This is a genomic window from Streptomyces sp. NPDC001508 (assembly GCF_040298665.1).
In the GTDB taxonomy this organism is placed as follows: domain Bacteria; phylum Actinomycetota; class Actinomycetes; order Streptomycetales; family Streptomycetaceae; genus Streptomyces.
The window spans coordinates 1-2428 of record NZ_JBEPAP010000142.1 but is presented as its reverse complement, the minus strand read 5'-3'; the positions used below and the strand labels follow the sequence as shown (position 1 = coordinate 2428).

Sequence of the window (2428 nt, the reverse complement as noted above, 5' to 3'; positions counted from 1 at the left end):
AGCGGTGGACCAGAACGCCCAACACCGTTCGGGGCGTTCGGCTGAGCACGGGTTCTGGCAACAGGACCCACTCCCGCTCAGTCTCTAGGAACGGTGTCGCCGTCTCTCCCACATGTGCACCATTGCCGGATCGTTGCGGAGGGGGCCGAGGGCTGATCGGGGCTGACGGGGCTGAGGCTGACGGGGCTGATACGGGCCTGACAGGGCTGACGGGCCTGACGGGGCTGACGGGGCTGACGGGGTGAACGGTGCCCGTGCGGACGAACCGTGGACGGAGGACGGCGATGACGGCGGCGCCCGGCTGCGGCGGTCCGCTCCTCGCCGCCTGCGGCCCCGGCACCCCCGACACCGGCCCCCGCCGACCGCGGCCCGGTCACCATCGCCGACGCCCTGCTCCCCGTACCGCGCGGCACCGGCAGCACAGTCCCCGCCGGCTTGAGCGGCGACGGCCACGACGACCTCGTCTCCAGCGGCTCCCGGCTACGCATCGTCCCCGACGACACGGCCGGCCTCGCGGCCCGGGGCACCGTCACCGTCGCCCCGCCCGCCCGCGGCACCACCCGTGTCCTGGCCGTGGGCGACTTCCACGGCGACGGACGGGCCGACCTGGCGCTGCGGACGTACCGCGGCGAGACGAAGGACACCATCACCGTGTACCGGGGGCCGGAAGGGGCCTGGTCGAGCCGAAGCCGACGGTCACCTTCTCCACCTCGGAGTTCCTGACCCGCTGGCCCACCGCCGGCCCCGGATCCCCCGTGCCGGCGTTCCCGGCGCCGTACCCGCCCTCCCCCTACGCCCCCTGGGGGAAACCCCTTAAGCCTCTCCCCGGGGGCCCTTAGGAGTCCCTTAGGGGATGTCACAGCTCGGCCGCAAAGCCGCCCCCGAACGCCCGGGCCCCGCACGCCACTCGACGGGACCAGGTACGTTCGATGCCGTGGCTGGATTCAGGATCGGACGCGGCGGCCGGAACGACCGGGCCCCGCAAGCGCGCCCGCAGAACCCCCCGTACGGACAGCAGGCCCCGCAGGGCCCGGCGCAGGGCCGGCAGGGGCAGTCGTACGGACCGTCGCACGGCTATCCCCCCGCGCCGCACCCGCACCCGCAGCAGCGGCCGCAGTACGGCGACGGTGGCCAGTGGCGGCAGGCGGGCGGCGGACACCCGGGCCAGGGCAGCGACGGCCCGGAGTACTTCGGCGACGGCTACGGCCACCAGGGCGGCTACCCGCAAGGCGGCCCCGACCCGTACGCGGCCGACCAGCCGGGCCACACCCAGGCGTTCTCGATCGACGAGGACCCGTACCAGCAGGGCGGGACCTACCGCGCGGGCTCGGCCCCGGCCGGACCGATCGGCCCGCGCCTGCACTGGAAGGAACTGCTGCGCGGCATCGTCGTCGCACCCGACCAGACGTTCCTGCGGATGCGGGACTACACGATGTGGGGCCCCGCCCTCATCGTGACCTTCCTCTACGGCCTCCTCGCCGTCTTCGGCTTCGACGGGGCCCGCGAGGAGGCGATCAACGCGACGCTCTCCAACGCCGTCCCGATCGTCCTGATCACCGCCGTCGCGATGGTGCTCAGCGCGTTCGTCCTGGGCGTGGTCACCCACACCCTGGCCCGCCAGCTCGGCGGTGACGGCGCGTGGCAGCCCACGGTGGGCCTGTCCATGCTGATCATGTCCATCACGGACGCGCCCCGCCTGGTCGTCGCCATGTTCTTCGGCGGCGACGCGAGCTTCGTCCAGCTCCTCGGCTGGGCCACCTGGCTCGCGTGCGGCGCCCTGCTCACCCTGATGGTCAGCCGCTCCCACGACCTGCCGTGGCCGAAGGCCCTGGGCGCGTCGGCGATCCAGCTGATCGCCCTGCTGTCGATCGTGAAGCTGGGCACCTTCTGACCCACCACAACCCCGCCGAAGGGCCCAGGCACCCGACCGGGGCCCTTCCGCCCCTTCCCGCCCCTGCTCAGGCGTCGAGCACCTGCCCCGCCCGCCGCACCAGGGGCGGCAGGACGCTCCACGGGAAGTTGATCCAGTCGTCGGTGCGTTTCCAGACGTACTCGCACTTCACGAGGCTCTGCGACTTCTCGTAGATCACGGCGGACCGCACCTCGGCGACCGTGTCCAGGCAGAAGTCGCGCACCAGCTTGAGCGTCTTGCCGGTGTCGGCGACGTCGTCGGTGATCAGGATCTTCTTCTCGGAGAAGTCGATCAGGTTCGGGACGGGCGCGAGCATCACCGGCATCTCCAGCGTGGTGCCCACACCGGTGTAGAACTCGACGTCAAACACGGAAGGGCCTCCTTCTTGTGTCCTTGCAGGTGGGAGGCCCTTCCGTGTTTGACGTGGAGGTTTAGCGGGGTCTCCCGTATCAGCAGGCTCTGACCTGGTCAAACAGCCTGGTCAGAGCCTTCCGGCTGTACTGGTTGGTACCCCTT

The 2428-nt window shown here is 71.7% G+C and carries 2 protein-coding genes and 1 pseudogene; 2 read left to right on the top strand and 1 reads right to left on the bottom strand.

The genetic code is table 11. The features are described 5' to 3' along the window. The first annotated feature begins 435 nt into the window (after nt 1–435). Nucleotides 436–723 (top strand): hypothetical protein, encoded by a 288-nt coding sequence (locus ABT245_RS45680; protein WP_351747030.1) that lies wholly within the window; start codon nt 436–438, stop codon nt 721–723. Between the two features lie 130 nt (nt 724–853). After that, nucleotides 854–1891 carry a Yip1 family protein gene (locus ABT245_RS45675; protein ID WP_351747027.1) on the top strand — a complete coding sequence of 346 codons (1038 nt, stop codon included), beginning with the start codon at nt 854–856 and terminating at the stop codon, nt 1889–1891. Between the two features lie 67 nt (nt 1892–1958). Here the strand turns inward: ABT245_RS45675 and ABT245_RS45670 are convergent. Beyond that, nucleotides 1959–2276, bottom strand: a pseudogene (locus tag ABT245_RS45670) (phosphoribosyltransferase); the annotation flags it as partial. Nucleotides 2277–2428 lie beyond the last annotated feature (152 nt).

Coding starts and splice junctions, on each gene's coding strand:
- ABT245_RS45675 (WP_351747027.1), top strand. CDS start 854: ATGTCACAGCTCGGCCGCAAAGCCGCCCCCGAACGCCCGGGCCCCGCA.